This window comes from Arthrobacter sp. PAMC25564, from assembly GCF_004798705.1.
Taxonomy (GTDB): Bacteria; Actinomycetota; Actinomycetes; order Actinomycetales; family Micrococcaceae; genus Arthrobacter.
Genome location: NZ_CP039290.1, coordinates 1204580 through 1231130, shown reverse-complemented (window position 1 = coordinate 1231130; position 26551 = coordinate 1204580). Strand labels below are relative to the sequence as shown.

Annotated in this window: 25 protein-coding genes, 1 tRNA gene and 1 pseudogene; 14 read left to right on the top strand and 13 right to left on the bottom strand. The window is 68.1% G+C overall.

Annotated elements, in window-relative coordinates; all coding sequences use genetic code 11:
- Nucleotides 1-50 precede the first annotated feature (50 nt).
- Nucleotides 51-728: a Crp/Fnr family transcriptional regulator gene (locus tag E5206_RS05585; RefSeq protein WP_011693220.1), complete on the top strand. Its 678-nt coding sequence runs from the start codon at nt 51-53 to the stop codon at nt 726-728.
- Between the two features lie 141 nt (nt 729-869).
- On the opposite strand, the gene E5206_RS05580 is transcribed toward E5206_RS05585, so the two are convergent.
- From E5206_RS05580 to E5206_RS05570, 3 genes are read right to left on the bottom strand one after another with little or no spacing between them, the layout of a single operon-like run.
- Entirely contained in the window at nt 870-1781 is a 912-nt protein-coding gene (locus tag E5206_RS05580; RefSeq protein ID WP_136321626.1) for an NUDIX hydrolase, read from the bottom strand.
- Nucleotides 1782-1798: 17 nt separating this feature from the next.
- Nucleotides 1799-2368, bottom strand: a complete 570-nt coding sequence (locus E5206_RS05575) for a RidA family protein (RefSeq protein ID WP_136321625.1) — start codon at nt 2366-2368, stop codon at nt 1799-1801.
- 2 nt (nt 2369-2370) lie between these two features.
- The gene (locus tag E5206_RS05570; protein ID WP_009359196.1) at nt 2371-2526 is read right to left on the bottom strand and encodes a DUF4177 domain-containing protein; all 156 of its coding nucleotides are present in this window, start codon (nt 2524-2526) and stop codon (nt 2371-2373) included.
- A gap of 37 nt (nt 2527-2563) precedes the next feature.
- Here E5206_RS05570 and E5206_RS05565 point away from each other — a divergent pair, with 37 nt between their 5' ends.
- From E5206_RS05565 to E5206_RS05545, 5 genes are all read left to right on the top strand, one after another.
- Nucleotides 2564-4858 (top strand): transglycosylase domain-containing protein, encoded by a 2295-nt coding sequence (locus E5206_RS05565; protein ID WP_136321624.1) that lies wholly within the window; start codon nt 2564-2566, stop codon nt 4856-4858.
- A 3-nt stretch (nt 4859-4861) separates the two neighbouring features.
- Entirely contained in the window at nt 4862-5809 is a 948-nt protein-coding gene (locus tag E5206_RS05560; protein ID WP_136321623.1) for a metallophosphoesterase, read from the top strand.
- Between the two features lie 90 nt (nt 5810-5899).
- The gene (locus tag E5206_RS05555; protein WP_136321622.1) at nt 5900-7717 is read left to right on the top strand and encodes an ABC transporter ATP-binding protein; all 1818 of its coding nucleotides are present in this window, start codon (nt 5900-5902) and stop codon (nt 7715-7717) included.
- Nucleotides 7714-9546 (top strand): ABC transporter ATP-binding protein, encoded by a 1833-nt coding sequence (locus E5206_RS05550; protein ID WP_136321621.1) that lies wholly within the window; start codon nt 7714-7716, stop codon nt 9544-9546. Before E5206_RS05555 ends, E5206_RS05550 begins: the two co-directional genes overlap by 4 nt.
- A gap of 94 nt (nt 9547-9640) precedes the next feature.
- Nucleotides 9641-9717: transfer RNA gene (locus tag E5206_RS05545), tRNA-Pro, on the top strand.
- Between the two features lie 153 nt (nt 9718-9870).
- On the opposite strand, the gene E5206_RS05540 is transcribed toward E5206_RS05545, so the two are convergent.
- A complete protein-coding gene (locus E5206_RS05540) occupies nt 9871-10080 on the bottom strand; it encodes a hypothetical protein (protein WP_136321620.1) in 210 nt (69 codons plus the stop codon).
- A 130-nt stretch (nt 10081-10210) separates the two neighbouring features.
- On the opposite strand from E5206_RS05540, the gene E5206_RS05535 reads away from it, so the two are divergent.
- Entirely contained in the window at nt 10211-11479 is a 1269-nt protein-coding gene (locus E5206_RS05535) for a helix-turn-helix transcriptional regulator (RefSeq protein ID WP_136321619.1), read from the top strand.
- Nucleotides 11480-11491: 12 nt separating this feature from the next.
- On the opposite strand, the gene E5206_RS05530 is transcribed toward E5206_RS05535, so the two are convergent.
- The gene (locus tag E5206_RS05530) at nt 11492-12439 is read right to left on the bottom strand and encodes a phosphoribosylaminoimidazolesuccinocarboxamide synthase (RefSeq protein WP_136321618.1); all 948 of its coding nucleotides are present in this window, start codon (nt 12437-12439) and stop codon (nt 11492-11494) included.
- Between the two features lie 2 nt (nt 12440-12441).
- A complete protein-coding gene (gene purD, locus E5206_RS05525; RefSeq protein ID WP_136323977.1) occupies nt 12442-13752 on the bottom strand; it encodes a phosphoribosylamine--glycine ligase in 1311 nt (436 codons plus the stop codon).
- Nucleotides 13753-13934: 182 nt separating this feature from the next.
- Here purD and E5206_RS05520 point away from each other — a divergent pair, with 182 nt between their 5' ends.
- From E5206_RS05520 to E5206_RS05505, 4 genes and pseudogenes are all read left to right on the top strand, one after another.
- Nucleotides 13935-15533, top strand: coding sequence for a molybdopterin-dependent oxidoreductase (locus E5206_RS05520; protein ID WP_136321617.1), 1599 nt, complete (start codon nt 13935-13937; stop codon nt 15531-15533).
- A gap of 54 nt (nt 15534-15587) precedes the next feature.
- Nucleotides 15588-16619: an asparaginase gene (locus E5206_RS05515; protein ID WP_136321616.1), complete on the top strand. Its 1032-nt coding sequence runs from the start codon at nt 15588-15590 to the stop codon at nt 16617-16619.
- Nucleotides 16620-16640: 21 nt separating this feature from the next.
- Nucleotides 16641-17045, top strand: coding sequence for a sterol carrier family protein (locus E5206_RS05510; protein WP_136321615.1), 405 nt, complete (start codon nt 16641-16643; stop codon nt 17043-17045).
- A 55-nt stretch (nt 17046-17100) separates the two neighbouring features.
- Nucleotides 17101-17966 (top strand): annotated as a pseudogene (locus E5206_RS05505) (IS5 family transposase).
- A 45-nt stretch (nt 17967-18011) separates the two neighbouring features.
- Here the strand turns inward: E5206_RS05505 and E5206_RS05500 are convergent.
- The 3 genes from E5206_RS05500 to E5206_RS05490 form a co-directional block, all read right to left on the bottom strand.
- On the bottom strand, nt 18012-18773 hold the full coding sequence (locus tag E5206_RS05500; protein WP_136321614.1) for an SDR family oxidoreductase: 762 nt from the start codon (nt 18771-18773) through the stop codon (nt 18012-18014).
- A 95-nt stretch (nt 18774-18868) separates the two neighbouring features.
- Entirely contained in the window at nt 18869-19177 is a 309-nt protein-coding gene (locus E5206_RS05495) for a hypothetical protein (protein WP_136321613.1), read from the bottom strand.
- Nucleotides 19178-19298: 121 nt separating this feature from the next.
- Nucleotides 19299-21092, bottom strand: coding sequence for a glycoside hydrolase family 15 protein (locus E5206_RS05490; RefSeq protein ID WP_136321612.1), 1794 nt, complete (start codon nt 21090-21092; stop codon nt 19299-19301).
- 89 nt (nt 21093-21181) lie between these two features.
- Here E5206_RS05490 and E5206_RS05485 point away from each other — a divergent pair, with 89 nt between their 5' ends.
- Nucleotides 21182-21919 (top strand): DUF72 domain-containing protein, encoded by a 738-nt coding sequence (locus tag E5206_RS05485; RefSeq protein WP_136321611.1) that lies wholly within the window; start codon nt 21182-21184, stop codon nt 21917-21919.
- A gap of 59 nt (nt 21920-21978) precedes the next feature.
- Nucleotides 21979-23049, top strand: a complete 1071-nt coding sequence (locus E5206_RS05480) for a phosphatase domain-containing protein (RefSeq protein ID WP_136321610.1) — start codon at nt 21979-21981, stop codon at nt 23047-23049.
- A 27-nt stretch (nt 23050-23076) separates the two neighbouring features.
- Here the strand turns inward: E5206_RS05480 and E5206_RS05475 are convergent, their stop codons facing one another.
- From E5206_RS05475 to E5206_RS05460, 4 genes are all read right to left on the bottom strand, one after another.
- Nucleotides 23077-24624 carry a family 1 glycosylhydrolase gene (locus E5206_RS05475; protein WP_136321609.1) on the bottom strand — a complete coding sequence of 516 codons (1548 nt, stop codon included), beginning with the start codon at nt 24622-24624 and terminating at the stop codon, nt 23077-23079.
- 105 nt (nt 24625-24729) lie between these two features.
- Complete coding sequence (locus E5206_RS05470) at nt 24730-25110, bottom strand: hypothetical protein (RefSeq protein WP_136321608.1); 381 nt, start codon at nt 25108-25110, stop codon at nt 24730-24732.
- Nucleotides 25111-25192: 82 nt separating this feature from the next.
- Entirely contained in the window at nt 25193-25537 is a 345-nt protein-coding gene (locus E5206_RS05465; RefSeq protein ID WP_136321607.1) for a J domain-containing protein, read from the bottom strand.
- Nucleotides 25538-25672: 135 nt separating this feature from the next.
- A complete protein-coding gene (locus E5206_RS05460; RefSeq protein WP_136323976.1) occupies nt 25673-26098 on the bottom strand; it encodes an Hsp20 family protein in 426 nt (141 codons plus the stop codon).
- Nucleotides 26099-26241: 143 nt separating this feature from the next.
- Here E5206_RS05460 and E5206_RS05455 point away from each other — a divergent pair, with 143 nt between their 5' ends.
- Nucleotides 26242-26529: a MerR family transcriptional regulator gene (locus E5206_RS05455; protein WP_136321606.1), complete on the top strand. Its 288-nt coding sequence runs from the start codon at nt 26242-26244 to the stop codon at nt 26527-26529.
- Nucleotides 26530-26551 lie beyond the last annotated feature (22 nt).

The window sequence follows — 26551 nt, the reverse complement described above, 5'->3', positions numbered from 1 at the left end:
TGAAACAATGGCTGAAGCGTCCCAGCCGACACAGTTAGTCAGGAGATTTCATGGATATCGAGGTATTGCGCCGCGCACCCCTTTTCGCCACGCTCGACGACGAGGCGTTCCGCCTGTTGACGGACGAACTCACCGAGGTGGACCTCTCACGCGGAGCCTCGGTATTCCGGGAAGGCGACCAGGGTGACCAGCTGTACTTCATCGTCTCCGGCAAGGTGAAGCTCGGCCGCACGTCACCGGACGGCCGCGAGTCACTGCTGGCCATCCTCGGCCCGGGCGAGCTCTTCGGCGAGATGGCCCTGTTCGACCCGAGCCCGCGCACCGCTACGGCAACCGCCGTCTCGGAAACCCGCCTGGCCGGGCTGAAGAACGAGAGCCTCAATGCCCTGCTGCGGACCCGTCCCGAGGTGTCCGCGCAGCTGCTGCAGGCGCTCGCCCGCCGCCTGCGCCGCACCAACGATTCCCTCTCCGACCTCGTCTTCTCCGACGTCCCGGGCCGTGTGGCCAAGGCGCTGCTGGATCTGGCCGACCGTTTTGGCCGACCCGCGACCGACGGTGTCCTCGTGGCCCATGAGCTGACCCAGGAAGAACTGGCCCAGCTGGTCGGCGCTTCCCGCGAAACCGTCAACAAGGCCCTCGCCGAGTTCGTCCAGCGCGGCTGGCTGCGCCTGGAAGCCCGCGCCGTCGTCATCCTCGACATGCAGCGGCTCCGCCAGCGCTCACGCTAGGCGTCACAACACCCTTACAGCGCATGAAGAAGGCCGGCCCGTATGAACGGAGCCGGCCTTCTGCACGCTCACGGACCGGGGTGTGGCATCCGGCAGCGTGCGTCTAAGCGAGCACGCAGGGGATGTCAGACCCCGGGACGGCTACCGTTCGCGCTGGGGTTCGCCGGCTACCGTTTTCGCCGCCTCGACTTCGAGCATGAGCCTGCCCTCTTCCTCCACGAGCTTGGGCTGGTAGACGTGCGCCTTGCGCTTGTAGCTGAGGTACGCGATGCAGCCGTTGGCGGCGGCCATCTTCTCGAGCATGATCTCCGAGCCGGGCACCAGGAGCTCGCCGAGGGTCCGGCCGACGGTGTTCGGCTGGCCCACCTCGTCGCCGAGCGCCGTGGTGTCGCGCTCGCCGACTACCTTGCGCACGCAGACCCAACGCCCCCATACACCCTTGCTGGCCAGCAACGAGGGCTGCTGGTTCACGGGCACGGTGGCGGCGAAGTAGCGGGTGTTGAACCGCCGGTGCGCGAAGTCGGGGCTGAGCCAGTTGACCAGGGGTTTCAGCAGGTCCGTCCGCACCGAAAGCCCGCGTTTGGCGAGCACATCCGTGAAGGACTTCTCCTGGTCCGCCACCGCCTCGCGGGCGCGCATCCATTCTGCCTTCGATATGCCCTCCACTGTCGTGGACAGGTCCGTCCCGGCGAGCAGGATGCCGGTCTCCTCGAACAGTTCGCGGATGGCGCCCACCACATGGCGGCGCGCCAGCCCGACGTCGGAGGTTCCCATCTGCTCGGCCCAATGCTGGGGCGGCGGCCCCAGCCAGCCGACGGCGTCGTCGTCAGAGGCCTCCAGCGAGCCACCGGGGAAGGCGAGCACGCCCAGCGGCGAAGAGCCGGGCCGGTAACCCAGCCAGGTCTCCAGGCCCGTGGGCGAATCGCGCAGCAGGATAACGGATGAGGCGAAGCGGGCCGCACGGGGCGTCCGTTCGCCGTGTTCAAGCCAGCTGCGGGCTGCCCCCTCAAGATCCGGGGGAAGGGCAAACAGGCGTCGGGCTAAGTGAGGCAAGGGAAGTGACCGGCCCTCTAGACGAATTCGGCGATGAGTTCGACCTCAACCGGAGAGTCGAGCGGCAGGACGGCTACGCCTACGGCGGAACGCGCATGCTGGCCGGCGTCGCCGAGGACCCTGCCGAGGAGCTCGGAGGCGCCGTTGACGACACCGGGCTGACCGGTGAAGGACGGATCGGAGGAGACGAAGCCGACCACCTTGACGATCCTGGTGATGCGGTCCAGATCGCCGATGACGCTCTTGACCGCGGCCAGGGCGTTGACGGCGCAGACGGCAGCGTAGTGCTTCGCGGCTTCCGGGGACACCGTGGACTCATCCGCGGCGCCCTCCGTGCCAGCGGACACCTTGCCCGTGGCCTCGAGCTTGCCGTTGATGAACGGCAGCTGCCCGGAGGTGTAGACGTGGTTGCCCGAAATCACGGCGGGGACGTAGGCGGCCACGGGTGCCGCAACGTCCGGAAGGGTCAGGCCGAGCTCGGCCAGACGCTGTTCGACGGCGGACGGCGCGCCCGCACCTGCGGTGTTGCCTGCCGTGTTGGCGCCTGCGGCGGAGGCTGCCGGCGTGGCTGCTGCTGGGGTGCTCATGGCTACTGCTTCTCCCTCTTCAGGTAGGCGACCAGTCCGTTTCCGTCAGGGCCCGGAACAACCTGGACAAGCTCCCAGCCGTCCTCGCCCCACTGGTCCAGGATCTGCTTGGTGGCATGGATGATGAGCGGAATCGTGGCGTACTCCCATTTGGTCATGAGGGAAAGCCTAGCCGTTGCCGCTAAAGTGGAAAACATGGCGACTGGTAAGAACCCTTTATTCGACACGGCCACCACCCTCGGAAAGATCTTTCTTTTCCTGGGCGTGAGCGCCATTTGTGGTGTCCTGGTGGCGGGGCTCCTGGTCCCCGCGGCCGCTGTTTCCGGCAGCGCCGCCAGCGGGTCGATCCAGTTCTTCGACACCCTCCCCGCCGAGCTCAAGGTGGATCCGCCGAGCCAGTCGACGACCGTCCTCGCCTCGGACGGCAGCGTGATCGCCACCCTTTACGCGGAAAACCGCACGCGTGTCTCGCTGGACCAGATGTCCCCCTATATCAAGGACGCGGTCATCGCGATCGAGGACAGCCGGTTCTATGAGCACGGCGGCGTGGACACCACAGGCATCCTGCGCGCGCTCGTCAGCACCGCGCGCGGCAACAAGCAGGGCGCGTCGACTATCACGCAGCAGTACGTCAACAACGTCATCAACTCCTCCCTTGAGGCCGAGGGCAAGGGCGACCAGGTCCTGCTCAACGGCGTTAACAAGGGCGTGGGAGACAAGCTCCGCGAGATGAAGCTGGCCATCGCACTGGAGAAGAAGTTCACCAAGGAGCAGATCCTTGAGGGCTACCTGAACATTGTGTTCTTCAACCGGGACGCCTACGGCATCGAAGCCGCCGCCAAGTTCTTCTTCAGCACCAGCGCTAAGGACTTGACCCTTCCGCAGGCCGCCCTGCTGGCCGGCGTCGTGAACAGCCCGTCCTTCTACGACCCGACCATCCACCCGGACAACGCCAAAGTCCGCCGCGATCTGGTGCTGCATGCCATGCTCAGCCAGGGCAAGATCAAGCAGGCCGACTACGACGCCGCCGTGGCGACGCCGGTGACAACCAAGGTCACCCAGCCCCGCCAGGGCTGCGCGTACGCGACGACGGCACCGTACTTCTGCGACTACGTGCTCCACCTGCTGCTGAACAACCCGGCCTACGGTGCCGACACGGCAGAGCGTGAACGCAAGATCTTCCGCGGCGGCCTGACCATCAAGACCACCCTGGACCCGAAAGCCCAGGCCGTTGCCCAGGCCCAGGTTGATGCCTCAGCCGGCGCGAACCCCGACAAGTGGGGCGCCGCGCTGGTGTCGGTGCAGCCCGGATCGGGCAAGATCGTTTCCATGGCCCAGAACACCGTCTGGTTCCCCGCCGACGGCAAGTTCGACCAGACCCAGAACTTCAACGTGGACAGCCAGGACGCGAAAGGCCAGGACCTGAACGGGCTGGGCGGTTTCCAGCCCGGCTCCACGATGAAACCCTTCACGTTCGCGGAGTGGCTGAACGAGGGCAAGTCCATGAGCACCCAGCTCAACGGTGCCGTGCGGCGCTACCCGCAGAACTTCCCCTGGCGGAACACCTGCCCGGCGCCCACGGTGGGCTGGTATGACAGCACCAACGGCACCAAGGACCTGCAGAACGCCGAAGACGGCTACTACAGGTACATGTCCGTGCTGGACGGTCTGGCGAACTCCATCAACACGATGACCTTCGCCTCGGCGTCCCAGGTGGACCTGTGCGGCATCCAGAAGATCGTCGACGCCGTGGGCATCCACGGCGGCCTGCCGACAGCCGACGATCCTAACCCCAAGGTGCCGATGACCACGCTGGGCAACCTGATCGGTTCCACCCAGACGGCGCCCCTGACCATGGCCAGCGCCTTCGCCACCTTCGCGAACGACGGCAAGTACTGCGAGCCGATCGCAATCGCCTCGGTGACGGACCAGAGCGGCGCCCAGTTGCCCGCCCAGGCCACCAACTGCCGTGATGCCATCAAGCCGGAGGTGGCCCGCGGCGTCGCGTACGCCATGCAGGAAGTGCTCAACCGTGGCTCCGGCTCGCTCATCCAGCCAAGGATTTCCACCCGGACCAGCTTCCCGGTTGCCGCCAAGACCGGTACGAATGACACGAACGGTTCCACCTGGGTGGTGGGCTACACCACCGGCCTGGCGACGGCCACGTGGTTCGGCGATCCCTTGGGCAACCAGGGCCGGCCCGGGCAGAACCTCACGATCAACGGCAAGTTCTACAAGGGCATCGACGGCTACATGATCGCCGGTCCGCAGTTCTCCAACTACATGGCCCAGGTGGCGCCGGCCTACGGCACCAACCCGTTCCCGGCCCCGCCGTCGAGCATGCTGGGCACCACGGTGGTGCCGCGCCCGACGGTCCCGTCCGCCCCTGCTTCGGCGCCCGCGCCGGCTCCGACGACGCAAGGCTCGAGCCCGGCAGCGGCCCCGGCCGCCGCCGCGTCGCCGGCACCATCGACTGCCGCCGCGCCCTAGCCGATGACCGCCACGAACGCACTGGCAAGCCGCGCCCGAAGCCTCGGCCGCGGCTTTGCCGTCACGGCCGCGCTCGGCGCCGCGGCGGGATCCGCCCTGGCGGGCTACGGCCTGTGGGAGAAGAACCAGTTCGTCCTGCGCGAGGAAACCCTGCCCATCCTGCCGCCCGGCTTCGGCCCGCTGCGGGTGCTGCACCTGTCCGACATCCACTTCGTGCCGGGCCAGCGCCGGAAGGCCGAGTGGCTGGCCTCGCTGGCGGAGCTGAAACCGGACCTCGTAGTGAACACCGGGGACAACCTCAGCCACGCCAAGGCGGTGGATCCCCTGCTCAGGGCGCTTGGCCCCCTGCTGGAGTTCCCCGGGGTCTTTGTCCCCGGCTCCAACGATTATTTCGGCCCCCGGTTCAAGAACCCGGCCTCGTATTTCCTCGGGCCCTCTTCCCGGCCGAAGGTCCAGGAGAAACTGGACTGGCCGCGGCTGCGTTCCGGCTTCGGCATGTCAGGCTGGGTGGACCTGACCAACCGCTGCCAGTCGCTCGTGATCAAGGGACTGCGCCTTGACTTCTCCGGCGTGGACGACCCGCATCTGGGCCTCGAGCGGTATGCCGGCTGGCCCCGCGGCACGAGGGGCCGGGACACCGACCCGCACCTGCGCGTCGCCGTGGCGCATGCCCCGTACCAGCGCGTGCTCGACCACTTCACCGGGGACGGCGCCGAACTGCTGCTCGCCGGGCACACCCACGGCGGCCAGATCTGCCTCCCGGGCTACGGCGCCCTCGTCGCCAACTGCGACCTCCCCACCTGGCGCGCCAAGGGCCTGAACACCTGGGACAGCAACGGGCACACGACGCCGGTGAACGTCTCCGCCGGGATCGGCACCTCACGCTTTGCCCCGGTCCGCATCGCCTGCAAACCCGAGGCCGTACTGCTTACGCTCACCGCCCGCAACTGAGCCTGTGAACCGGGTCACCCCGTGGCCTAGGGTAGTTGCTACAGGAAACTACATCCGGTGCGTCCCAAGAATGCGCCTTAAGAAGCAGGCATGGCCAAGCAGACTCCGTTTTTCTCTTCAATCAGCCGCCTCTATCCCCATGTGAAGCCGATCTTGCCGCGGCTCTTTATGGGGCTGCTCTGTGCCTTGCTGGCGAGCATGGTCGCCCTGGCGATCCCCCAGGTGCTGCGCGTGCTCATCAACGGGTCCCTGCAGCCCGGCGGAAGCACCCAGGCGCTGTGGACCGCGTCGCTGGTGATCCTGGGCCTGGGCGCCGCCGAGGCCGGCCTCGTGGCGCTGCGCCGCCAGTTCGTCATCAACCCCGCCACCACCGTGGAGACCCGGATGCGGGTCTCGCTCTACGGCCATCTGCAGGACCTCACGGTCTCCTTCCACGACCGCTGGGGCTCCGGGCAGCTGCTCTCGCGCGCCATGACGGACCTGAACTTCCTCCGCCGCTGGATGGCGTTCGGCGCGATCATGCTCGTGGTCACCACCCTGACCGTGGCGATCGGCGTCGTCGTGATGTTCTCGATGAGCTGGCAGCTGGCCCTGATCTTCCTGGCCGCGGCCGTGCCGATCATGGTCTACGGCTTCCGGTTCCGGACCCGCTACAGCAAGGTGGCCCGGCGCAGCCAGGACCAGGCCGGAGACCTTGCCACCACGGTCGAGGAGTCGGTCCACGGCATCCGCGTGCTCAAGGCCTTCGGCCGCAGCCGGGAGGCCCTGGCGAACTTCAACGAACAAGCCGAGGAGCTCCGGCAGACCGAGATCGCCAAGGCCAGGCACCTGGCCACCTTCAGCCTGGTCGTGACGCTGCTGCCCGAACTCGCCCTCGGCGCCGGGCTCGTCGTCGGCGTCGTACTGGCTTCCCGCGGCGAGCTGAGCATCGGCTCCCTGGTCGCATTCTTCGCCACCGCAGCCGTCATTGCTGCCCCGGTGGAGTTCAGCGGCACCCTGCTGGCCATGGCCCTCACCGCGAAGACCGCCGTGGACCGGCACTTCGAGGTCATGGACTCGGTCAACACCATCACCAGCCCGGAGAACCCGCGCCGGCCCGAAGAACTCAAGGGCGCGCTCAGCTTCAACCACGCCGGCTTCGCCTTCGAAGACGCCCCGGACAAGCCGGTCCTCCAGGACATCACGCTGGAGATCCGGCCCGGCGAAACCATGGCCCTGGTCGGCATCACCGGAAGCGGCAAAAGCACCCTGCTCCAGCTGGTCCCGCGCCTCTATGAGGTCACGGCGGGATCCATCACCATCGACGGCGTGGACCTGCGCGACTTCGGCGTCGAGGAGCTCCGCACGGTCGTCGCTGTCGCCTTCGAGGACACCACGCTGTTCTCCAGTTCGGTGCGGGACAACGTCCTGCTCGGCGCGCCCGACGCCGGATCGGAGGAAGACCGCGACGCGGCCCTGGCGGAAGCCCTTGAAGTCGCCCAGGCGCACTTCGCCTACTCCCTGCCCGACGGCGTGGACACCCTCATCGGCGAGGAGGGCCTGAGCCTGTCCGGCGGGCAGCGGCAGCGGATCGCGCTGGCCCGTGCCATCGCCGCCAGGCCCCGGGTGCTGGTCCTCGATGACCCGCTCTCGGCGCTGGACGTCAACACCGAGGAACGCGTCGAAGCCCGGCTGCGCGAGGTCCTCACCGACACCACCACCCTCATTGTGGCCCACCGGCCGTCCACGGTGGCCCTGGCGGACCGGGTGGCGCTGCTGGAGGACGGCCGGATCACGGCCGTCGGAACGCACGCCCGGCTGCTCGCGGAGAACAGCCACTACCGCTACGTGATCGCGAGCCTGTCGAAGGAACCACGGGACCTGGACTCGGAACTGTCAGCCTTCGAGGCCGAGGAGATCTCCCGATGAGCAGCACCACCTTCGGCACCGCCAACGAGGACAACGCGCACCTCACCAGGAGCGAGAGCAAAACCGTGCAGCGGCGTTCCCTGGCGCTGCTGGGCTCCCTGATCCGCCCCGTCCGGCGCCGGTTCTGGCTGACCATCGCCGCCGTCGTCCTCTCCCAGGCCGCGCGGGTGGCCGGGCCGGCGCTCATCGCCTTCGGGATCGACCGCGCACTGCCGGCGCTGCGCGCGGGCGACAACCTGCCGCTGGTCCTGACCGGCGCCGCGTACCTCGTCGCGGCCCTCGCCACGGCGGGCCTGACGGCCCTCTACGTGACCTCGACGGCGAAACTCAGCCAGGCGATGCTGCTGGACCTCCGCGTCCGGGTTTTCCGGCACACCCAGCGGCTGAGCCTGGAATTCCACGAAAAGTACACCTCCGGGCGCATCATCGCCCGGCAGACCTCGGACCTGGAGGCCCTGCGTGAACTCCTCGACTCCGGCGTGAGCTCGCTGGCCTCCGGGATGCTGTTCATGGCATTCACGGCAGCCACGGTGTTCGCCCTCGACTGGCGGAGCGGGCTGCTGGTGCTGGGCGCCGGCGTGCCGATGTTCTTCCTGGCCCGCTGGTACCAGAAACACTCGCAGATCGCCTTCCGGCAGTCCCGCGTCGTCTCGGCCCGGCTGATCGTGCACTTCGTGGAGACCATGACGGGCATCCGCGCGGTCAAGGCCTTCCGCAAGGAACGCGGGAACGCCGCCCGCTATGGTGGACTTTCGGAGGACTACCGCAGGGCGACCGTGCGGTCGATCAACCTCAACGGAATCTTCCAGCCCGGCCTGGTGCTGATCGGGAACGTCTGCGTCGCCGTCGTCCTGCTGTCCGGCGGCTTCCGCGTGCTCAGCGGGGAACTCGCGGTGGGGGTGCTGCTCGCCCTGATCCTCTCCACCAAGCGCTTCTTCCAGCCGGTGGACCAGATGGCCATGTTCTACAACTCGTTCCAGAGCGCGCAGGCGGCGCTGGAGAAGGTTTCCGGCCTGTTGGAGGAGGTGCCGACCGTCCGCCCGCCGGTGGACCCCGTGCCCCTGCACGATGCGAAGGGCAGCATCGACTTCAACGGCGTCGAGTTCCGCTACGGCGACGGGCCGGTCATTATCCCCGCGATGGACCTGCACATCCCCGCCGGCCAGACCGTGGCGCTGGTGGGCCAGACCGGCGCGGGCAAGTCCACACTGGCCAAGCTGATCGCCCGCTTCTACGATGCCACCTCCGGCTCGATCACCCTCGACGGCGTGGACCTGCGGGAGCTCACGACGGCGGACCTGCGGCGGAACGTCGTTATGGTCACCCAGGAAGCCTTCCTGTTCAGCGGGTCCGTGGCGGACAACATCGCGCTGGGGCGTCCGGAAGCCTCCCGGCAGGAAATCGAGGACGCGGCCAGGGCGGTGGGTGCCCACGGGTTCATCATGGCCCTCCCGGAAGGCTACGACACCGACGTCAACAAGCGCGGTGGACGCGTCTCCGCCGGGCAGCGGCAGCTCATCAGCTTCGCCCGCGCCTTCCTGGCCCGGCCGGCGGTCCTGATCCTGGACGAGGCGACATCCTCGCTGGACGTCCCATCCGAGCGGCTCGTGCAGGCCGGCCTCGCGGGGCTGCTGCAGGGCGGCCGGGAGAACGGCGCCGGCCGCACCGCGCTGATCATTGCGCACCGGCTGTCCACGGTGGAGACGGCGGACCGGGTCCTGGTGGTCCACGACGGACGCATCGTCGAGGACGGCACCCCGGACCAGCTGATCGGCGGCGGCGGGCGCTTCGCGCAACTGCACGGCGCCTGGAAAGACTCGCTGGCCTGAGACTGCCCGGCGCGGCCGGCAGGCGTGCCCGCACCCCGATTTCACATCCGGGCCGTTCATCAGCTATCCTTGTGAAGTTGCTTTTGCAGCGGATCGGGATGTGGCGCAGCTTGGTAGCGCGCGTCGTTCGGGACGACGAGGTCGCAGGTTCAAATCCTGTCATCCCGACCAATCGAAAGAGGGTCTTCCATTTGGGAGGCCCTCTTTTTGTGTCTGCCGTGTGACAGCCGGGGGCACCGCGGGTCCAAGGCACCACAGGCATAAAAAAGCTCCGGGACATGGTTCGCGCACGTCCCGGAGCGGTGAGGCGGAAGCCTGGTGTGGCTACATCGGGTCGGGCCAGTTGCCGACGAATGCCATCGGATCGGGCCAGTTCCCGACCGCGTTGGGCGCGCCCATCGGATCAGGCCAGTTCCCGACCGCAGTGACGCTCGGGGTGTCAGTGTTTGAACTGGCGGACAGGACGGCTGGGGCCGCGGCGGAGAATGCCAGTGCGGCCGCCAGAGCGGCGCCAGCTGCGATCTTCTTCAACATGGAGATCCTCAATATGGGTCGGGGTCCTGATCCAAGTCAGCATTACTCTTGTTGACATACATTGTAAAATGGTTTCCACAGAGCCTGTCAAGCATTTAGTACAAGGATTGTCCGGAATCAGGAGGCATCCGTGGGGAACGGATTCGGGGAAAAGCTCCGCGCGGAACGGCTTGAACGCGGCCTGACACAGGCGGAGCTGGGCCGGGACCTGTACTCCCCCAGCTATATCTCGCTGCTCGAAACCGGCCGCCGCGAACCGACCGCTGATGTCATCGAAGAACTGGCCCGGCGGCTGGAGCTGGCCCCCAAAGCACTGGAGGCCTGGAGCCAGCCGGTCTCCGTCAGCGACGCCGAATATGTGCTCGCCGGACTCTACGCCCGCCAGGCCTGGGATCTGCGGGACTACCCGGTGGCCGCCACCCACGCCGCCACCGCAGCCCGGATTGCCCTGGAGGCGAAGAACACCTCGGCCTGGTGGAACATGACCTATATGCAGGCCGAATGCCTGATCAAACAGGGCCTGTGGCAGGAGTGCAAGGACATCGTCCAGCACCTGCTCGAACACCCCATGGCCGCCGAGTCGGCCGGCCTGGGCGTAAGGGCCCGCCAGATGCTGGCGGCCGCGTCCCAGGGCCAGGGTCAGCTGACCGCCGCCGTCGACCAGGCACAGGAGGCGGTGAAGCTGTGCGCTGAACTGCCGCAGGGCTCCACCCTGGTCATCGGCGCGCTGCGGGCGCTGATCGGGGCGCTGGCCGAAAGCGGGCGGCTGGACGAGGCCTGGGAGTACTGCCAGGCCATGAACGGGCAGATGGATGACCATTCCATGTCCCAGCTCGCCGGCGAGGTCGCCTGGGTCATCGGCAATGTCGCCTTCATGCGCCATGACTACCCGGAGGGGATCAAGTACCACGAGCGCGCCGCCAAGCTGCTCTCCCCCGCGAATGACATCGACCTCTGGGCCCGTTTCAACAAGGCCTCCGCCGCCGTCCGGCTCTCCTCCGGGATCGTGGAACCTGAGACCCTCTCCTCGATCGAACGCGCCGAACTGGCCCTCTCGATCGTGGGCGGGAACAAGACGGACGAGCTCGAGGTCGCCTTCATCAGGGCACGGTGGCTCTACCTCACCGGGGACATCGTGGCGGCGGTCCAGAAGCTGCGCGAGATCCACGCCGACAAGGATTCCCTGGCCCGGCACACGGCCGGCGAAGTATCCCTGCTGCTCGGGAAGGCACTCAAGGCCGCCGGGCAGGCCGACGAGGCCCTGGTGTACCTCGAGGAGGCCCAGAAGGAATTCACCGCGGCAGGCGCCTCGGACCGGGTCCAGCAGGCCATGGATGCCGTGCTGGAGATCCGGCTGGCCCAGCGCCGCGCCGAGGCCGCTGCCTCGGCGGAGAGCTAGGCCGGCGGAGAGCTACGCGAACGTCCTGCCGGTGAGCTTTTCGTAGGCCTCCACATAGCGGCTGCGGGTGCGGTCCACGACGTCGGCCGGCAGGGCCGGCGGCGGCGCGTCGGAGGACTTGTCCCAGCCCGACTCGGCCGAGGTCAGCCAGTCGCGGACGTACTGCTTGTCATAGGAGGGCTGGGCCTGGCCCGGCTTGTAGGTCGTGGCGTCCCAGAACCGTGAGGAGTCCGGCGTCAGGACCTCATCGCCCAGCGTGATGACGCCGGTGGCGGCGTCGACGCCGAACTCCACCTTGGTGTCGGCCAGGATGATGCCGCGGCCGCGGGCGATGCCCTCGGCCTTGGTGTAGATCTCGAGGGTCAGCTCGCGCAGCCGGTGGGCCACATCGGCGCCCACCAGGCCGACGACGGCGTCATAGGTAATGTTCTCGTCGTGTTCGCCCACCTCGGCCTTGGCCGACGGCGTGAAGATGGCCTCGTCAAGGCGGGATCCGTCCACGAGCCCGTCCGGGAGCGGGATGCTGCACACGGTGCGGGACTGTTTGTACTCGGCCAGCCCGGACCCCGTGAGGTAGCCGCGGGCGATGCATTCCACCGGAAACATGTCCAGTTTCTTGCAGATCATGGCGCGGCCTTCCACCGCGGCGGGAACACCGCCGTCGACGGTGGACGAGAGCACGTGGTGCTGGACCCCGAGCTGCTCGAACCACCATAGGCTCAGCTGGGTCAGGATGCGTCCCTTGTCCGGGATCTCGCTGGCCAGGACGTGGTCGTAGGCGCTGATCCGGTCGCTGGCCACGACCAGGACGCAGTCCTGGCCGACGCGCTCCGTGATGGACCCGTCCGCGGGGACATAAAGGTCGCGGACCTTGCCGGAATAGATATGCTGCCAGCCCGGCAGTTCCAGCGTTTCCGTGTCCAGGCCGCCCTTGGGGCTGGCGGAATTATTCTCGGCCATGGTCACGCCTTCGCTTTCGTGGCGGCAGGGGCGCCGGGCGTCGTGACATGGATTTCGCCGCGGGCCGCCTTGCGTCCGATGTCGGTGCGGAACTGGCCGCCGTCCAGCTGGACCAGCCCGACGGCGTCGTACGCCCGTTCACGGGCCTCCACCAGGTCGATTCCCAGGGCCACGACGGCGAGGACGCGTCCGCCGGCGGACACCACCTTGCCCTCGTGGTCGAACTTCGTGCCCGCGTGGATCACGTGGACCCCTTCGAGGGCTTCGGCCTTCCGGAGACCTCGGATCCGGTCCCCCGTCCGCGGAGTGCCGGGGTAGTTGTCGGCGGCCACGACGACGGCGACGGCGGTCTCCCGGGACCAGCGCAGCGGCTGGACCTTGTCCAGTCCGCCCTTGGCTGCCGCCATCAGCAGGCCGCCGAGTGGCGTCTTGAGCCGGGCGAGGACGGCCTGGGTTTCCGGGTCGCCGAAGCGGACGTTGAATTCGATCACGCGGGTGCCGCGGGAGGTCAGGGCCAGGCCGACGAACAATACGCCGACGAACGGCGTGCCACGGTGCGCCATCTGGTTGACCGTGGGCTGGGCGACCCTGTCAATGACTTCCTGGACGAGGCCTTCGGGGGCCCATTCCAGCGGGGTGTAGGCGCCCATGCCGCCGGTGTTGGGGCCTTCGTCGTTGTCGAAGATCCGCTTGAAGTCCTGGGCCGGGGAGAGCGCCACGGTGTTGCGGCCGTCGCAGAGGACGAACACGGAGACCTCGGGGCCATCCAGGAATTCCTCGATCACCACGGTGCCGCCGGCGTCGAAACAGCTCTGCGCGTGCGCGAGGGCCTCGTCGCGGTCATTGGTGACCACGACGCCCTTGCCGGCCGCCAGGCCGTCGTCCTTCACCACGTACGGGGCGCCGAATGCGTCGAGCGCGTCGGCGGCTTCCTCGGCGTTGCCGGCCACCCGGGCCATCGCTGTGGGCACGCCGGCCTCAGCCATGACCTCCTTCGCGAAGGCCTTGGAGGCCTCGAGTTGGGCAGCAGCCTTGCTGGGGCCGAAGACCGCGATGCCGGCGGCGCGGACGGCGTCGGACACACCCGCGGCGAGGGGCGCCTCGGGACCGACCACCACCAGATCGACCGACAGCTTCGTGGCCAGTGCCGCGACGGCGTCGGGGTCGTTCGCGTCGATGGCGTAGGTGGGGACCAGCTTGCTGATGCCGGCGTTGCCCGGGGCCGCGTGGACCTCGGAAACGTTGGGGTCTGCGAGCAAGGATCGGACAATGGCGTGTTCGCGGCCGCCGGGGCCGATGACAAGTACCTTCACAGTTTCCAAGGGTACTTTGTGCACGCCGCTGGCTCCTAAGCTGTGTCTGCCACTGGACATGCCCAGTCCTGGCCGCGGCCAAGGGACACAACGCCACCATGTCCATCCCTTGCCGCTCGCGGAGGGCATGTCCCGTGGGGCGGGCGGACAATCCGCGGGCTGGCCGGCTACGAATTGCCGGTATGGACAATCCCAGCGCCCAGAAGCCCAGCACGCAGCAGCCCTCGAGGCGGCTGACCGGCCCCGCAGCCCTGGCCGGGGTGGCCGCGGCCGCCGTCGTCCTGTCCGTCGCGGAACTGACCGGGGCCTTCTTCACGGCGCGGGCGACGCCGGTGATCGCCCTCGGCTCGACATTCATCGACTTCACCCCGCCCTGGATGAAGGACTTCGCGGTCACCGCCTTCGGCACCAATGACAAGGCCGCACTGTTCGTGGGCATGGGGGTGACCATCCTGGTCCTCGCCTGTGTGCTGGGTGTGGTGGCCTACCGGAAATGGCTGCTCGGCGTGGCCGGGGTGCTGCTGATGGGCGCCGTGATCGTCGCCTGCGTCGTGACCCGCGCCGGCGTGAAACCTCTGGATGCGATTCCTTCACTGATCGGCACCGTGGCCGGGCTCGCGGTGCTGCGGCTCCTGGTCACGCGGCTGTGGCGGATGCGGGAATGGCCGGAGGTGGCGTCGGACCTCGGCGCCGAGGAGCCGGACCGCCCCGCCACCAGCCGCCGCGCCTTCTTCACCACGACCGGTCTCACCGCGGTGTCCGCCGCCGCCGCCGCAACGGGCGGCCGGCTGCTTAGCGCCGCCCGCAGCAACGTGGCGCAGGCCCGCGAAGCCCTGAAGCTGCCCGCCCCCGTCAAAGCTGCCGCCGCCGTGCCGGCCGGCGTCCAGTCCAGGGCGCCGGGGGTCACCCCGTGGCTGACGCCGAACAAGGACTTCTACCGGATCGACACCGCCCTCAGCGTGCCGGAAATCAACGCCCAGGACTGGGAACTCCGGGTCCACGGCCTCGTCGAGCAGGAAGTGCGCCTCAGCTTCCAGGACCTGCTGGACGCCCGGCTCATCGAATCCCATGTCTCCCTGACGTGCGTCTCCAACCCGGTGGGCGGAAACCTGGCCGGCAACGCCAAGTGGCTGGGCATGCCCATCCGTGACGTGCTCAAGATGGCCCGGCCCAGGGACGGCGCCGACATGGTGCTCTCCACCTCCGTGGACGGCTTCAGCGCCTCCACGCCACTGGAGGTCCTGCAGGATGGCCGCGACGCGATGCTGGCGATCGGCATGAACGGTGAAGCGCTGCCGCTGGAACACGGTTACCCGGTGCGCATGGTGGTCCCCGGGCTGTACGGCTTCGTCTCGGCCACCAAATGGGTGGTCGACCTCGAAGTGACGCGATTTGCAGACAACAAGGCCTACTGGACGCAGCGCGGCTGGTCCGAACGCGGCCCGATCAAGACCATGGCCCGGGTGGAGGTCCCCAAGTCCTTCGCCAGGGTCGCTGCCGGCAGGATGGCCATCGGCGGCACGGCCTGGGCCCAGACCCGGGGTATCACCAAGGTCGAGGTGCAGATCGACAATGGCCCCTGGACCGAGGCGGTGCTCTCCGCCGAAGCCTCCGTCGCCACCTGGCGCCAGTGGTCCTTCGACTGGGACGCCACCCCGGGACCGCACTACATCAAGGCCCGGGCCACCGACGGGACGGGCGAGCTGCAGACGGAGAAGCGGGCCGACCCGGTGCCCGACGGTGCCTCCGGCTGGCAGTCGGTCATGGTCACGGTCGAATAAACGGTGATCGTGGAATAACCGGTGTACGGCACCCGGGCACCATACACTTGCACCATGCCCCTGAATTTGCATGCCACCTTCACCGTCGACGCCGCCGTCGAACTGGCAGTTATCGAGCGCAGCGGCTTCGTCGAATCCCGTCACATCGGATCCGCCGTTGTGATGGCGGCGGACGGCACGGTGGTCACCGAACTCGGCGACATCACCACCCCGATCCTCGCCCGGTCGACCCTCAAGCCGCTGCAGGCGCTCGCCTCCATGCAGTCAGGCGTCCCCCTGCGCGGAGCCCAGGTGGCGATCGCGTGCGGCAGCCATGTCGCCTCGCTCGATCACATGGACGTCGTCGAGGGCATGCTCAAGGCCGCCGGGGTCACCGAAGAACAGCTGCAGTGCCCGCCCGATTGGCCCCAGGACGAGACGGCCCGGAACTGGCTGGTCCGCTCGGGGCGTGGCAAGTCAAAGCTGGCCTTCAACTGCTCGGGCAAGCATGCCGCGTTCCTCTGGGCCTGCACCGAGAACGGCTGGGACACCCGCAGCTACCTTGAACCCAACCACCCCCTGCAGCAGCGCATCCGCTCCGTGATCGAGGAATACTGCGGCGAGGGCATCGCCCACCTCGGGATCGACGGCTGCGGCGCCCCCGTCGCCGCCGTCTCGCTGACGGGCCTGGCCCGGGCGTATTCAAAGCTGGCCAAGGCCCCCGGGGACAAGAACTCCAACGCCCGCGCGGCCACGGTAGCCACGTCCATGTTGGACTATCCGTGGGCCGTGCAGGGCCGCGGCGAGTCCAACACGATCGTCATGGATGAACTGGGCATCCTGGCCAAGGTCGGCGCCGAAGGCGTGCTGGTGATGGCCACCCGCCAGGGTGCGTCCGTTGCCGTCAAGGTCCTCGACGGCAACGTCCGGGCCACGACGCTGGTCGGGCTGACCATGCTTGCAGCCGCGGGCGCCGTCGAGGTTCCCGAGGTGTCCAGTGTGCTGGAGAAGGTCGTCGATTCCGTCCTGGGCGGCGGCCGGCCGGTGGGCAAGATCCGGCTCGGCCGCGCCGTATCGGCGCTCCTGGACCAGACCCTCGCAAAGTAGGCATCGGCAGGAGGCAGGCTGATGGTTGTTCCGCGACGCCGGATCGCTCCCGACGAAGGCCGTGCGGCGCTGGCCGCATGGCTTGAGGCCACCGCCCCGGCAGGGAAGGAACCGGCGTCCTTCCCCGGCGGGGTTCCCGCCGTGTCCCGCAACGCGCTCGCGACGGCGGTGCGCTACACCCTGGAGGAAGTCACCGCGCGGGCACCGGGAAACTCCGTGGAGGTGCGTGTCCCGCCGTTCGGCGTGACACAGTGCGTGGAAGGCCCGCGCCATACCCGCGGCACTCCCCCGAACGTCATAGAGTGCGACGCCGCCACCTGGCTGGCAATGGTCAGCGGCCGGTTAAGCTGGGCCGACGCCGTCGCCGCCGGCAAGGTGGCCGCCTCCGGGCTGCGCGCGGACCTGTCCGGGCTGCTGCCGCTCTAGGGCCTGTCCTGCGAATCATTTGAGCCGCCGGGCGGGGTTGTGTTAATCCTGTTGTGTGGTTGGCAGAGGTGAACTGACTGATAAGGCGTGGGCGAGGATCGAGCCGTTGCTGCCGGCGTCCGGGCGCGGCGGGCAGTGGCGGGACCACCGGCAGGTGATCAACGCGATCCTGTTCAAATTGCGTACCGGCGCGCCGTGGCGGGACTTGCCGGAGCGGTACGGGCCGTGGAAGACCGCGCACGAGAGGCTGCGGAGGTGGACGATGGATGGCACCTGGGAGAAGATCCTGGAGGAGGCGGTCGTGAAGGACGATGCCGTCGGGGAGGTCGAGTGGATCATCAGTGTCGATTCGACCGTTGTCCGGGCCCACCAGCATGCTGCCGGGGCCCGGAAAAAGGGGGCTGTCAGCCCGCGATCGAGGCCATCGCAGTGGACGGAGAAGGGATTGGGCGCTCCCGGGGCGGGTTGAGCAGCAAGATCCATCTGGCGGTGGACGGGAGGGGAATGCCGATGAGTATCATCCTTACTCCCGGCCAGGACGGGGACAATCCCCAGCTGCTGCCCCTGCTGGACGGGATCAGTGTCCGCCGGGAACAGGGCGGACGGCCGCGCTCCCGGCCCTAAGCGGTTCTGGCCGACAAGGCCTACTCCCATCCTTCGACCCGGCAGGCCCTGCGGAAACGCAGGATCCGCTTCACCAGCCCCGAACGGTCCGACCAGAAATCCCGCCGGAATGCCAAAGGCAGCAACGGAGGCCGGCCTCCGGCGTTCGATCCTGAGGAATACAAGAGGCGCAACGTCGTCGAGCGTTGCTTCAACCGGCTCAAGCAGTTCCGTGACCTCGCCACCCGCTACGCCAAACGCGCCGCCTATTACCGTTCCGAACTGATCATCGCAGCCACCATCCTGTGGCTGCGATGATTCACAGGACAGGCCCTAGGCCGGCCGGCCAGGCGGCTGCCCGGGCTACCCTCGTCCGATGAACGGCATCCCGGCGGCGATGATCATGAGGGACCCGACGCTGGCGGAGGCCGGCATCCCGGCCATGAGCAGCACGGCACGGGCGGCGTCGTCGACCGGGAACGTCGGCTCGACCTTGCGGCTGCCGTCGGCCTGGACCGCGCCGGAGCCGGCGCCGATCGTGTCCATCAGTTCCGTGGCCGTGTTGCCGATGTCGATCTGCCCGCAGGTGATGCCGAAGCCGCGCCCGTCCAGCTCGATGCTCTTGGTCAGCCCGGTCATGGCGTGCTTGGTGACCGTGTAGGCCACCGTCCGGGGCCGGGGCGAATGTGCGGCGATGGAGCCGTTGTTGATGATCCTGCCGCCCTGCGGCTGCTGGGCCTTCATGGCCCGGACCGCGGCCGCGGCGCACAGCATGGAGCCGGTCAGGTTCACGGCCAGCGTCGCATCCCAGTCCGCCAGGCTGATCTCGTCCACCGAGGCGGCGGGGCCAAAGACGCCGGCGTTGTTGAACAACACGTCCACCCGGCCCCAGCGGCGGACCACCGCGGCGAAGAGCCGCTCGACGTCGTCGGGCACGGTGACGTCGCACGGTACGGCGAGCGCCTGCGCATGGCCGGCCGCGGTCTCCAGCAGCTGCGTTTCGCGACGGCCGGCCAGCGCCACCCGGTACCCGTCGGCCAGCATTAGCCGGGCAACGGCCCGGCCGATCCCGGAGCCTGCGCCGGTGACGACGGCGACGCGGCCGGGCTGGTGCTGTCGTGTCATGCGGTGCTCCTCGACGGTTCGGTGATGCCGGATTCCAGCCAAGCGTATGCCCGGCAGGGACCTCGCGTCAGTGTCCCGCGCCCGGACTGCCCGACTCAGTGGTGTGCACGCGCTCTCTTTCCCGTTGCGGACGAGCCTCCGGTCAGCGCGGTGCCGCGGCCGGCGCCACCCACTGTCCTCCGGACCGTTCGGGGGAGCTGCCCCGCCAGCGCGGACTGGCCGTCGGCGCTGCGGTCCCGGATCAGGCCGGTTCCGGCAATTTCCCGGGCCTGGGCCACGCCCGCCACCGCGGCCCTCTTGGTGGGGAACGTGACTGAAACCGCCATCAGGCTTCCTGCTCCGTCCAGCATCCGAATGCGGTAGCCGCCGTCGGCCGCGTCAACGAGCTCGAAATATCCAGCCATTGCACACTCCTTCTATCCTTATTACCCACACCGGGATATTAGTAAGTGTACTTACTTATCCTCCGGCTGGCACCCCTCAATAGATCCACCGACCGGGCAGCCGGTTCCCGAAAACCCCGGGTCAGCTCCCCAGGAGCGGAGTGTCGCTGCGGTGCACGGCATCTTCAGACAGTTCCAGGGCACTCAACACCAGGGCGAAGTGGCTGAACGCCTGTGGCGTATTGCCCAACTGCCGGCCGGTCTCCACGTCCCATTCCTCGCTGAGGAGCCCGACGTCGTTGCGCAGCGACAGCAGGCGCTCGAACAGTTCCTTGGCTTCATGACGGCGGCCGGCCCCCAGCAGGGCTTGGACCAGCCAGAAGGAGCAGGCCAGGAAGACGCCCTCCCCGCCGGGCAGTCCATCATCGCTTTCCGCCGGCTTGTACCGGAGGAGGAAGCCGTCATGCGTCAGTTCGCGCTGGACTGCGTCAATGGTTCCGACCACCCGCGGGTCGTCCGACGGCAGGAAGCCAACCCGCGGGATCAGCAGCAGGCTCGCATCCAGCTCGGGCCGCCCGTAGGACTGTACGAAGGTGTTGCGTTCGGCGTCGAAGCCCTTCGCCATGACCTCGGCGTGGATGGTGTCCCGGAGTTCCTCCCAGCGGTCCGCGGGACCCGTCAGCCCGAAGTCCCGCACCCCTTTGACCATGCGGTCCGCCGCCACCCAGGCCATCACCTTCGAGTGGGTGAAGTGGCGTTGCGGTCCCCGCATTTCCCAGAGCCCGTTGTCCGGTTGGCGCCACGCCGTCTCAAGATGTTCCATCAAGGCCACCTGGACGTCCCAGGCGTCGTCGGTGTGCTTCAGGAGGGAGTTCCGCGTCAGGGACAGGCAGTCGAGCACCTCGCCCCAGACGTCGAGCTGCAACTGCCCCGCCGCGCCGTTCCCGGTCCGCACCGGCGCGGACTTCTCATAACCCCGCAGCCAGGGCAGCTCCAGCTCCGGCAGCCGGCGTTCGCCATGAAGCCCGTACATGATCTGCAGGTCCGCGGGGTCGCCGGCGACGGCACGCAGCAGCCAGTCCCGCCACGCACCTGCCTCCTCCGTGTAGCCCGCGGCGAGCATCGCCTGGAGGGTCAGGGTCGCGTCGCGGAGCCAGCAGAACCGGTAGTCCCAGTTCCGGGTGCCGCCGATTTCCTCGGGCAGCGACGTGGTCACCGCGGCGACGATGCCGCCGGTGGGGCCGTAGGTCAGGGCTTTCAGGGTAATGAGGGACCGCTCGACCGCGTCACGGTACGGGCCGGTGATCCTGCATTTGGCGGTCCAGTTCTGCCAGAAGTGCTCGGTGGACACCAGGACCGCCTCCGGATCCACGGACCGCGGCCGGTAGAGATGGCTGGGAGACCAGGTCAGCACGAAGGGCACACGCTCGCCGGCGGTGACGGTGAAATCACTGATCGTCTGCATCCGCTCCCCGCGCAGGGGCGCCTTCGTCACCAGGTAGGCCGCGTCCGGACCGGCAACCGCGTGGATCCCGTGCTCGTCATGGCGGACCCAGGGAACGATATGGCCGTAGTCGAACCGCAAGGCCAGCTCGCCGCGCATCCTGACCGTGCCGCGCACCCCCACGACGATCCGCACGATGTCCGCCACGCTATCCCGGGGCGGCATGAAGTCGATGATCCTGACCGCGCCCTCCGCCGTTTCCCATTCGCTTTCCAGGATGAGCGTCCCGCGCCGGTACTGCCGCCGCGTGCATTCGCCGCCACCCGCCGGCGCCAGCAGCCAGCGGCCGGCCTGCGGCGTATCCAGCAGGGCACCGAAACAGGCCGGCGAGTCGAAGCGCGGCAGGCAGAGCCAGTCGATGGAGCCTTCGGTGCTGATCAGGGCGGCGGTGTGCAGGTCACCGACCATTGCGTAATCCTCGATGCGTGCCATGTCCCTTACAGTGCCACACCCCGATGGCCTGTACGAGGTCCGGGGGCATTGCTTGCGGCACTCCCTCTCCCCGGGAATAGGATCCATCCATGCTGACCACGCTGCATATCGGAACTTCGGGATGGAGCTATGACCACTGGGACAACGTGTTCTACCCGCCCGGGCTGCCGGCACGCCGCCGGCTGGAATACTATGCTGCCCACTTCGGCACTGTGGAACTCAACGCCAGCTTCTACCACTGGCCCAGGGAAACAAGCTTCGCGGACTGGCGCCGCCGCCTGCCGGAGGGATTTCTCCTCTCCGCCAAGGCCCCGCGGGGCTTGACCCACGCCAAGTTGCTCTACGCGCCGGAGGCCTGGGCGGAGAGGATTGCCCGGTGCTGGCATGAGCTCGGGGACAAACGCGGCGTACTCCTGGTGCAGCTGCCGCCGGGCTTCGGCCGCGACGATGCCCGGCTGGACTACTTCCTGGCCGCGTTGCCGGAGTGGATCAGGGTCAGCGTTGAGTTGCGCCACCCCAGCTGGGACCATCCTGAGGTCTACGCGCTGCTGGAGCGGCATGGGACCGCGTACTGCGTCATGAGCGGCGCAGGGCTCCCCTGTGTCCTGCGCGCGACGGCCGGGTTCGTCTACGTCAGGCTGCACGGACCGGACAATGAGCACTTGTATGGCGGCTCCTATTCGGATCAGGAGCTGGGCTGGTGGGCGGACCGGTTCCGCGAATGGGAGGCGGCCGGCAAGGAGGTCTTCGCGTATTTCAACAACGACGGCGGCGGCAACGCCGTGCGGAACGCCGCCACGCTGCGCCGGCTGGTGGGTGACGCCTGATCTTCCGCAGTACTTCGGCCCGATCCGGGGTGGGCGGGCCGCTGTGGGAGAGTGGAGGCATGGAATTGGCGTCGCAGCAATCACCGCAGCACCGGCCGGTGTCCGGGAACCGGGTGTTCCGGTTTGCCCATTGGACCTCGGACACGGTCAACCGCCTTCGGATGAAGACTGCCAGGCGCTCGAAGTTCGTCCCGCAGATCATCGCTTACCAGGGATACGGCTCCACCGAATGGGTCCGCGTGCTCGGCCGCGTGCTGCTCACGAGCAAGCTGGTTCCGGGCAGCCAGGCGGAACAGGCCGCCCAGAACGGCAACCAGAACGTCCGCGGCTGGCGCGCGTTCACTTCCGTGCCGATCCAGTTCGTTGACGTCGACATAGAGATCGGCGGCGTGACGACGCGGGTGCAGGCTGACCGCGGCGGCCTGGTGGACGTCGTCGTGCCGGTCTCGCTCACGCCAGGCTGGCACAAGGCCGTACTGCGGGCCGAGGGCACGGAGCCTGCCGAGGCCGCCATCTTCGTCATTTCCCCGGACACCCGGATGGGGATCGTTTCCGACATTGACGACACGATCATGGTGACGGCGCTCCCCCGGCCGTTCCTTGCCCTGTGGAACACCTTCGTGCTGAACGAACGCGCCCGGATGGCGACCCCCGGCATGGCCGTCCTGATGGACCGGCTGCTGGTGGAGCATCCGGACGCGCCGGTGATCTACCTGTCCACCGGCCCGTGGAATGCCGCCCCCACGCTGGCGCGCTTCCTGAGCCGCAATATGTACCCGTCCGGCGCCCTGCTGCTGACGGACTGGGGTTTGACCCCCGACCGCTGGTTCCGCAGCGGCCAGGAACACAAGCACCGGAACCTGGAACTGCTGGCCAGGGAGTTCCCGGACATGCGCTGGCTGCTGTTTGGGGACAACGGCCAGCACGATGAAGCGATCTACTCCGGGTTCACCAAGCAGTATGGTGACCGCGTGGCGGCCATCGGCATCCGGCAGCTCTCTGCCGGCGAGGCTGTGCTGGCCGGCGGCCATTCGGAAAACGGTGACCACACCGGCTCCGCCGTCCCGTGGATCTATTCGCCGGACGGCGCCGGGATGGCAAAAAGCCTGAAGGACCTCGGCCTCCTCTGATCCCTCCCCCGGACCCTTAGCCCGGATTCACCGGTCCGCCGTGGCGGGAGGTTCGACGTCGGCGTCCTCCACCGGTTCTCCGGTGCCGGGGACTTGGGCGCCGGGGGCGTGCGCGCCGGGAGCCTGCGGTGCCCGGCCGGTCCGGGCCGCGAGCAGTTCCTGGAGCCAGTAGTAGGAGGCTTTCGGCGTCCGCACCATGGTGCCACGGTCAACGTGCAACAGGCCGAACTGCTGCTTGTAGCCGGCGGACCACTCAAAATTGTCCATCAGTGACCAGATGTAGTAGCCGCGCAATTCAATCCCCTCGGCGGCACCCCCGGGCGACGTCGCTGCGATGGCGCTCTCGATGTGGTCCGCCAGGTACTGAACGCGGCGCTCATCCGGGATGATGAGCCGGTCCGCCGCCGGGTCCCGGATCTCCAGGTCCTCGAAGCTGGCTCCGCCTTCGGTGATGTAGACCGGCGGCAGGTCCGGGTACCGGTCGGCCATCTCGGCCAGGGCCACGGCCATGTAGTCCGGCTTGATCGGCCAGCCGTAGGCGGTCGTCTCGGTGTCGGGGAAGGCTTCAATGTGGAACGGCGCACCGGGAGTGCCGCCCAGGTCATCACCCATCGCCTCGGCCATACCCTCCGGCACGGCACCCTCGCCCGGGCCGGACGCCACCCTGGTGGGCATGTAGTAGTTCAGGCCGTAGAAGTCCAGCGGCTGCGAGATCAGCTCCATGTCCTCGCTGGACGGACTGAATGACGAGAAGAACGTGGCCGCGCGGATCACATCCGGGTACTTTCCCAGGAGGACCGGGTCGGCATAGAGCCGGTTCTGCGCCACGTCCATGAGCCCGGCACTGACCTTGTCCAGCGGGTTGGCGGAGGCCGGGACCATCGGGGAGTAGACATTGGTGATGCCGATCCCGCCGGCCACCTTCGCCGCCCGGAGCGCCTGCGTGGCCAGCCCATGGCCCAGCAACTGGTGGTGCACACTCGGCAGTGCCTTGAGCATAAGTGATTCACCCGGCGCGTGGACGCCCAGGACATAGCCGTTCGTGGTGACGGTGGCCGGTTCGTTGACGGTGACCCACCGGGCCACCCGGTCGCCGTAGGCGGCCGCCGCAATGGCGGCGAATTCCCCAAGCCGGTAGGCCGTGTCCCGGTTCATCCAGCCGCCGGCCTCGTCGAGGGGCAGCGGTGTCTCCCAGTGGTACAGCGTGGCCATGGGGGAAATCCCGTTGGCCAGCAGCAGATCGATCAGCCGGTCATAGAAGTCCAGTCCGGCGGGGTTGACCGGGCCGCTGCCGCCGGGCTGGATGCGGGACCAGGACAGCGAGAACCGGTAGGAATCGATCCCCAGTTCCTTCATCAGCGCCACGTCTTCGGGCATCCGGTGGTAGTGGTCGCAGGCGACGGCCGGGCTGTGGCCGTCGACGATCGCGCCTGGCTTGGCGGCGAAGACATCCCACCCGGACGGGCCGCGTCCGTCCTCGTCAAGCGCGCCTTCGATCTGGAAGGCGGCTGTCGCCACGCCCAAGGTGAAGTGTGGCGGGAGCCGGGCGGCCAGCTCTTTGGCGGAAGCAGTCATCGCTGGATTCCCTCTGTAGTTCTGCAGGCGGTTGACTGATTCTAGGCCGCGGCGGACCCTCACGCCACGACCGGCGCCGCCATGCCCCGGCGTAATACTCCGGCGTCAGTAGCCCACGGTCTCGGGCCCGAAGATGAACTCCCTGGCGTGCGCCACGGCCTTCTTGAACGCGTCGTTCCGCAGATGCTCCGCCTCGGCCGTCGAGGGTTCTAGGTAGTCCGTGAAGCCGGGCCGCAGCACCCAGATGTCGCCCGCCGGTGGCAGATAGAACACGCCGAAGGAGCGGCGCTGGCTGTCCTCGGCGGCCCAGATGGGGACCACCGCCAGGGCCGCACCGGTGTCAATATTGATCCACTGCGCCCGGGGAAGCGGCGCTTCGAGGGCCTCCGGGTCCAGGAAAGGGGCCGTACCCTTGCCCCACCGCCTCTCAAACCGCTCGTGGAATACCGGCATCAGGTGGGAATCGTAACGCCGCCATGCACTCATGGCTGCACTCCTTCTCTTGCGGTCCTACTCTTATGCACTGCTGCTGCTCCTCGTCGCCGCCCGGCCCGTCCCGTCGTGAGCGCTAGCGGGGACCGAGCCAGGGGCCGCGCTCCCAGCGGACCGGGGTGACACGCAACAGCGGCCCCCGGTGCCGGATGTGGCGCACCGGGATGTCCCGGGGACCGTCGGCCTGACCGCGCGGCCCGTCCGCGTGGCCCTCCGCGAGATCGTAGGCTGCCCGGGACTTCGGATCCCGCAGCACGGCGAAAGCCTCCAGGACGGGACGCACGTCGTCCGCGCCTGCTGGATTGCCGACGTCGGGATGGCGCACGCGCATCAATGCCCGGAAGGCGCGGCTGATCTCCTGCTGCGTCGCGTCGGGTGCCACCTGGAGTGCGGCGTAATAGCCGCGCGAGTCACCGTGCATGGTTCCAGCTCTCTCGGGACCGGGACGGGCAACAACGGGATCAGCGGGTCGTGGGCGGCGGCGGGCGAAGGGCCAGGCGGCCCCGGTTGCCGCCCCGGTTACCCGAGGCGGGGGGCCGCCCGCCGCTTCCCTCGGCTACTTGCCGATCTCCTGCATCGTGTCCTGTTTGTGGCTGATCTCGATCTTGCGGGGCTTGGCCTGTTCCAGCACCGGAATGCGGAGGGTCAGGACGCCGTCGGCGTAGTGCGCCTTGACCTTTCCTGTGTCGAGGGTCTCGCCAAGGATCAACTGCCGGCTGAAGACGCCCCGCGGACGTTCTGAGGCGACCAGTTCGACGTTGGGCTGGGTCGGATCCCGCCGTTCGGCCCGAACGGTCAGGACGTTGCGTTCAATATCGAGGTCAATCGAGTCGACATTGACCCCCGGCAGATCGAAGGCGACGACAAACTCGCCGTCCTCCTGCCAGGCATCCATCGGCATGGCCGCAGGCCGTGCCGGCGTTCCGAAGACCTGCTGGGCCAGCCGGTCGAATTCACGGAACGGGTCTGTACGCATCAACATCATTTCCCACTCCTTCAGCGCGAGTTCTGTGTTTCTCCTGTATCCACCTAGACCGATTATCTGTTGTGGTGGATATAGATTTTTTATAGCACCGGTGCAAGACTGTTGCAAGGGGAATCTGGCGGACGGCTTGAAGGAGGACCATGACGGAAGGTGCGCAGGAGATGGGACTCTACGCGATCTCCGTGGTGGCCCACCTGGTGGGCACCGGGCAGCAGAATATCCGCCTCTATGAGCGCAAGGGCCTGCTCACCCCGGACCGCACGGCGGGTGGCACCCGCCAGTACAGCGACGCGGATCTGGCGGTACTCCGGCGGATTAGCGAACTGCTGGATGAGGGGCTGAACCTGGCCGGAGTGGCCAAAGTGCTGGAACTGGAAGCCGCCAATGCCCGGCTGCAGGCCGCGCTGGAGCGAGCCCGGGGGCGCTGAGATGCGGGCGGCCGCCGATGCC